Origin of the sequence: Bradyrhizobium sp. 23 (genome assembly GCF_023073295.1) — a bacterium.
Taxonomy (GTDB): Bacteria; Pseudomonadota; Alphaproteobacteria; order Rhizobiales; family Xanthobacteraceae; genus Bradyrhizobium; species Bradyrhizobium canariense_D.
The window spans coordinates 262,593-268,422 of record NZ_JADPJF010000037.1 but is presented as its reverse complement, the minus strand read 5'-3'; the positions used below and the strand labels follow the sequence as shown (position 1 = coordinate 268,422).

General features: G+C 65.0%; 6 protein-coding genes. 2 read left to right on the top strand and 4 right to left on the bottom strand.

All coding sequences use genetic code 11. From position 1 onward, the window contains the following. The first annotated feature begins 135 nt into the window (after positions 1-135). Positions 136-690 (top strand): 16S rRNA (guanine(966)-N(2))-methyltransferase RsmD, encoded by a 555-nt coding sequence (gene rsmD / locus IVB32_RS07355; RefSeq protein ID WP_018453470.1) that lies wholly within the window; start codon positions 136-138, stop codon positions 688-690. Between the two features lie 9 nt (positions 691-699). Here the strand turns inward: rsmD and mutL are convergent, their stop codons facing one another. Beyond that, the gene (mutL, locus tag IVB32_RS07350) at positions 700-2,511 is read right to left on the bottom strand and encodes a DNA mismatch repair endonuclease MutL (RefSeq protein WP_018453471.1); all 1,812 of its coding nucleotides are present in this window, start codon (positions 2,509-2,511) and stop codon (positions 700-702) included. 264 nt (positions 2,512-2,775) lie between these two features. On the opposite strand from mutL, the gene IVB32_RS07345 reads away from it, so the two are divergent. Next, on the top strand, positions 2,776-3,093 hold the full coding sequence (locus IVB32_RS07345) for a ribbon-helix-helix domain-containing protein (RefSeq protein ID WP_018453472.1): 318 nt from the start codon (positions 2,776-2,778) through the stop codon (positions 3,091-3,093). Positions 3,094-3,240: 147 nt separating this feature from the next. Here the strand turns inward: IVB32_RS07345 and IVB32_RS07340 are convergent, their stop codons facing one another. Genes IVB32_RS07340 through IVB32_RS07330 form a run of 3 tightly spaced genes read right to left on the bottom strand, consistent with a single transcriptional unit; the run spans position 3,241 to position 5,821 of the window. Continuing rightward, complete coding sequence (locus IVB32_RS07340; RefSeq protein WP_247410052.1) at positions 3,241-4,809, bottom strand: GMC family oxidoreductase; 1,569 nt, start codon at positions 4,807-4,809, stop codon at positions 3,241-3,243. 29 nt (positions 4,810-4,838) lie between these two features. Then, complete coding sequence (locus tag IVB32_RS07335) at positions 4,839-5,387, bottom strand: hypothetical protein (protein ID WP_018453474.1); 549 nt, start codon at positions 5,385-5,387, stop codon at positions 4,839-4,841. A 38-nt stretch (positions 5,388-5,425) separates the two neighbouring features. Next, entirely contained in the window at positions 5,426-5,821 is a 396-nt protein-coding gene (locus IVB32_RS07330; RefSeq protein WP_018453475.1) for a VOC family protein, read from the bottom strand. Positions 5,822-5,830 lie beyond the last annotated feature (9 nt).

The following is a 5,830-nucleotide window of genomic DNA, read 5'->3' as shown; positions in this document are numbered from 1 at the left end:
CGTGCTGGTGCAACGCACCGGCAGCGAGGAAGCGCGCGAGCGCAACGAGGCTGAGGCGAGCGGCTACGGCCCGCCGCGCCGTCCCAAGCGCGGCTATCACGGCAAGCGCGATCTGGCGCCGAAGGAGGACTGACGTTGCGCGTCGTCGGCGGTCGATTGAAGGGGCGCAATCTGGCCTCACCGTCCTCGCGCGACATCCGCCCCACGGCGGACCGCCTGCGTGAGTCCGTGTTCAACATCCTCGTGCACGCCTATGACGATCCGATTGCGGATGCGCGCGTGCTCGATCTCTTCGCCGGCACCGGTGCGCTGGGAATCGAAGCGTCTTCACGCGGCGCGAAGTTCACGCTGTTCGTCGACAACGGCGCGGAAGCGCGCGCCCTGCTGCGGAATAATGTCGAGACGCTGGGCCTGGGTGGCGTGACAAAAGTCTATCGCCGTGATGCCACCGATCTCGGGCCTGCGCATCCGGTCGAGCCGTTCTCGCTGGTGTTCCTCGATCCGCCCTATGGCAAAGGGTTTGCGGAGAAGGCGCTTGCGAGCTTGCGCGACGGGGGCTGGCTCACGCCGGGCGCGCTGCTCGTGGTGGAAGAGGCGAAGGCTGCGCAGTTCGTCACGCCGGAAGGCTTCGAGGAATTGGAGCGGCGCGCTTATGACGACACGGAGTTCGTGTTTTTGAAGCGGCCGTAATTTCGAACGTTACCGTCGCCCGAACAGCTTCTCGACATCCGACAGCTTCAGCTCGACATAGGTCGGCCGGCCGTGATTGCACTGGCCGGAGTTCGGGGTGTCCTCCATCTCGCGGAGCAGGGCATTCATCTCCTCCGGTCGCAGCCTGCGGCCGGCGCGCACCGAGCCGTGGCAGGCCATGGTGGCGGCGACGTGCATCAGGCGGCGCTCCAGAGGCAGCGCCTCGTCCCACTCGGCCATGTGCTCGGAAAGATCGCGCAACAGGCCGCCGGCGTTGGTCTTGCCGAGCAGCGACGGCGTCTCGCGCACCGCAACCGCGCCGGGGCCGAAGGATTCGATCGCAAGGCCGAACGACGCCAGCTCCTCGCTGCGCTCGAGCAGGCGCTCCACCGTGGCCTCGTCCATCTCGACGATCTCGGGGATCAGCAGGATCTGCCGCTGCACGCCGTTGGCCGCCAGCGAGGCCTTCAGCCGTTCATAGACGATGCGTTCATGCGCGGCGTGCTGGTCGACGATGATCAGGCCGTCGCGGGTCTGCGAGACGATATAGGTCTCGTGGATCTGGGTGCGCGCAGCGCCGAGCGGGCGGTCGACCAGGTCACTGACTGGCTGGGATTCGATCCGCACGTCCGCGCTGGGTGCGCCGACATCGAACGCGGCCTGTGCGCGCTCGGCGAAGGCCGGCACGGCGGCACCGTCGAATGACGGCATCGGCGCGACCGGGGCGGATGGCGACTGGCGCCAGTCCCAGCTTGCCGGGCGCGGCGTGAATGCGGGGCGGAACGAGGACAGCGCGCTTTCGCCGCTGTTGGCGGCGGTGCGCCGGCCCTCCCGCGCAAGCCCGTCCTTCAATCCGTGCACGATCAGCGCGCGGACCAGGCCGGCGTTGCGAAACCGCACCTCGGTCTTGGCCGGATGCACGTTGGCGTCGACCTCGCGCGGATCGAGCGTGACAAACAGCGCCAGCACCGGATGGCGGTCGCGCGGCAGATAGTCGGCATAGGCCCCGCGGACTGCCCCTAGGATCAGCTTGTCGCGCACCGGGCGGCCGTTGACGAAGAGATATTGCCCGAGCGCGTTGGCTTTGGTCAGCGCCGGCGCTGCGGCATAGCCGGCGACCACCACGCCCTCGCGCTCGGCATGGACCCCGATGGCATGGCTGCGGAACTCCGCCCCCAGGATGTCGCCGAGACGGGTCAGGCGACCGGCGACGCCGGGCAGCGCCGCAGCCCAGGTCACCGGCGCGCGCTCTTCGCCCGCGAGCGTGAAAGCGATTTCGGGTCGCGCCATCGCGAGGCGCCGCACCACCTCACGGATCGCTTCCGCCTCGGTCCGGTCGGTCTTCAAGAACTTCAGCCGCGCCGGCGTCGCGTAGAAGAGGTCGTTGACCTCGACCCGCGTGCCGTGGGCCAGCGCCGCCGGCATGATCTCGGATTTCTCGCCGCCCTCGACATTGAGCGCCCAGGCGTGCGGCTCGCTGGCATGCCGCGTGGTGATGGCAAGCCGCGCCACGGAGCCGATCGAGGGCAGCGCCTCGCCGCGGAATCCGAGCGTGCGGATCTGCAGCAAGTCCTCGTCGTCGAGCTTGGAGGTGGCGTGACGCTCGACCGCCAGCGACAGGTCCCTGGCGGTCATGCCGCCGCCGTCGTCGGTGATGCCGATCCGCCGGCGTCCGCCGCCATCGGTAAAGACGTCGATCCGGCTCGCGCCGGCGTCGATGGCGTTCTCGACCAGTTCCTTGACCACGCTCGCGGGACGCTCGACCACTTCGCCGGCGGCGATGCGGTTGACGACCTGTTCGGGTAATTGGCGGACGGGCATGAAACTCGATTTTCGGCTTTGATCTTGGGCTTCGATCTGGATTCGCGGAGAACGCCATTCTAGGCCGTGTTGCGTCAAAAGCATGTGTTGGGCAACAGGAACGTGGCGGGCTGGGGAAAAGGGCTATCTATCGCATTGATGGGATTGGACGTTCGAGAAAATCGCGCAACCGGGATGGATCGATCTCCGGCTGCCGTCCCGATTGTGGGGTACCGGGCTGCGGTGTAGCATCGCGAAAAAATGGCAACAGGACGGGAGGACGCCATGTGCCATCTCTTCGCGCATCAGCCCCAAGGCGACTACGAATCCCAGACCCGCTCGTTGCGGATCGGTGGGCATTGCACCTCGATCCGGCTGGAAATGGCATTCTGGGACACGCTGGAGGAGATCGCGGCCAAGGAGAACATGAGCGTCGGCAAGTTCCTGACGACGCTCTACACCGAGGTGCTCGACCATCACGGCGAGGTCAACAATTTCGCTTCGTTGCTGCGCTGCTCCTGCCTGATCTACCGCTCCAAGACGGCAGCGCCGGTGCAGGCGTTCAAGACGACGGTTGCGCCCATCCTCGATGCAGCGGAATAGCCCTGATGTCGTCCTGGCGAAGGCCAGGACCCATACCGCGGAATCCATCAGCGATGGGCGGTATGAGTCCCGAACAACAAGCCTTCGCCGAACTCCTTCCCGGGGCAATGGGTCCTGGCTTTCGCCAGGACGACGAACGAGATTGGATCAAATTTCCTTCTTCTGCATCGCACCCGCAATGTAATCCGCCTGCCGGATCGCCAGCGAGACGATGGTCAGCGTCGGATTGCAGGCTGCGCCGCTGGTGAACTGGCTGCCGTCGGAGACGAACAGGTTCTTGACGTCGTGGCTTTGCCCGAACTTGTTGACCACACCATCCCTGGGCTTCTCGCTCATCCGGTTGGTGCCGAGATTGTGCGTGCTCGGATAGGGCGGTGTCGGATAGCTCACGGTGGCGCCGACGGCGTCGTAGACCGCAGCGCCCTGCTTGTAGGCGTGCGCGCGCATCGCGAGATCGTTGGGATGATCGTCGAAGTGCACGCTTGCGACCGGCTGGCCGAACTTGTCCTTCACGACAGGATCGAGCGTGATGCGGTTGGTTTCCTGCGCCATGTCCTCGCCGACCAGCCACATCCCGGCCATCCTGGGATAACCGTCGAGCGCGGCGGTGAACGGACGTCCCCAGGCGCCGGGGTTGAGGAACGCCGCCATGAAGGGCAGTCCGAGCGACAGCGTCTCCATCTCGTAGCCGCCGACGAAGCCGCGCTTCGGATTGTTGGCGGCCTCGTCGCGGATGATGCCGGCCATGGTGGTGCCGCGATACATGTGCACCGACTTCTCGAACACGGCATAGACGCTACCGGTCATGTGGCGCATGTAATTGCGGCCGACCTGACCGCTTGAGTTGCCGAGGCCGTCGGGGAACATCGTGGATGCGCTGTTCAACAGCAGCCGTGGGCTTTCAATCGAATTGCCGGCGACCGCAACGATGCGTGCCTTCTGGCGCTGCATTGCACCGCTCTCGTCGGCGTAAACCACGCCGGTGACTTTGCCGGCGGCATCGTGCTCGATCTTGACCGCCATGCTGGCGGGGCGAACCTCGAGATTGCCGGTCGCCTCGCCCTTGGGTATCTCGGTGTAGAGCGTCGACCATTTCGCGCCGGACTTGCAGCCCTGGAAGCAGAAGCCGATCTGCTGACAGGCGCCGCGTCCGTGGCGCGGCTGGCTGTTGATCGCCATGTTGCCGGTGTGCACCGTCTTGTAGCCGAGCTTCTTTGCGCCGGCCTCCATCACTCTGAAGTTATTGTTGCCGGGAAGTCCGGGAATGCCGTTGGTGCGGGTCACGCCCATCTTGTTCTCGGCCTTGGCGTACCACGGCTCCATCTCCGCGAGCGTGACCGGCCAGTCCAGCAGGTTGGCGCCGGGAATGTTGCCGTAGGTGCTCTTCACCTTGAACTCGTGCTCGTCGAACCGCAGCGACGCGCCAGCCCAGTGTGTGGTCGAGCCGCCGACCGCCTTGACGATCCAGGCGGGAAGACCCGAGAAGTCTTTTGCGACGCGCCATGATCCCGATGTGGTGCGCGCATCGGTCCAGGCGAGCTGCGAGAAACTCTCCCACTCGTCATTGACGAAGTCCTGATTCTCGATGCGGGGACCTGCTTCGAGAATCACGACCTTGACGCCCTTCTGTGCGAGCTCGTTACCCAGCGTGCCGCCGCCGGCACCGGAGCCGACGATCACCACAACGCTGGAGTCGTTCAGATCGAATTTTGCCATATGCGTTCTCCTGAACCGTTGGGTGAGCCTTAAGCCTTCGGCAGCCAGTCGATGTCGGCGAAGCCGCGGTTGATGTAGCCGCCGTGTTCGGCGGAGGAGCCCTCGTAGCCGAACCGCGGCCAGACCTCTTTCTGGTTGTAGAGAGAGACGACGAGGTCGCCGCGCACCTTCTGGAAGAAGTCGCTCTGCTCGATCTCCTTCAAAAGCACCACGCGGTCGGCTTCCCAGGGCACTTCGACATAGGGCGCCTTGTGGCGATCACGCGCGTTCTGATCGAGCCTGGTGATGCCGTCGCTGATTAGCGCCTTGACGGCGGGGTCCTTGGCGGCCTTTCCGTCCCACGGCTTGATCGCGGTGATGTAGTAGCTGTCGCCGAGGACGTCGTGTGGATAGATATCGCGCGCGACTTTCAGCAGCGTCTTCATCGTCGCGGGCGAAAGCGCGCTTGCCTCGTCGGCCCAGGCGCCCTCGATGCTGACGGCGACGCTGGTCGCGACTGCCGCGACCGGCACGGCGGCCGCGGCGCCCTTGAGAAAGATGCGGCGGCTGTGCCTGCTTCGACGATCGACTTCTCTCATGGCATTCCTCCTTTTATGATTTTGATTTTGTGGTTCGATCAGTTGAAACGTCCGCCGCGCTGGATCACCTCGATCTTGTAGCCGTCGGGATCGCTGACGAAGAAGAAGCGCGCCAGCGTTTTGCCGTCGTGCTTGAAGTCGCGCAGCGGACCCGGTGCGAGCTTCTCACGCTCGAAGCGGGCATGTTCGGCATCGAGATCCTCGACCACCACGGCGAGATGTCCGTAGCCGTCGCCGAGCGCATACGACTCCTTGCGATCGAAATTGACCGTCAGCTCCAACTCGAAGGGTGAGGAGGGGTGACGCAGATAGATCAGGGCAAAGTCTGCGAACTTCAGACGGTCGGTGACTTCCAGGCCAAAGGCCCGTCTGTAGAAGTCGAGCGAGCGCGCCTCGTCGAGTGCGCGGATCATGGAATGGACCGGCTTTGCCACTCAGTTCTG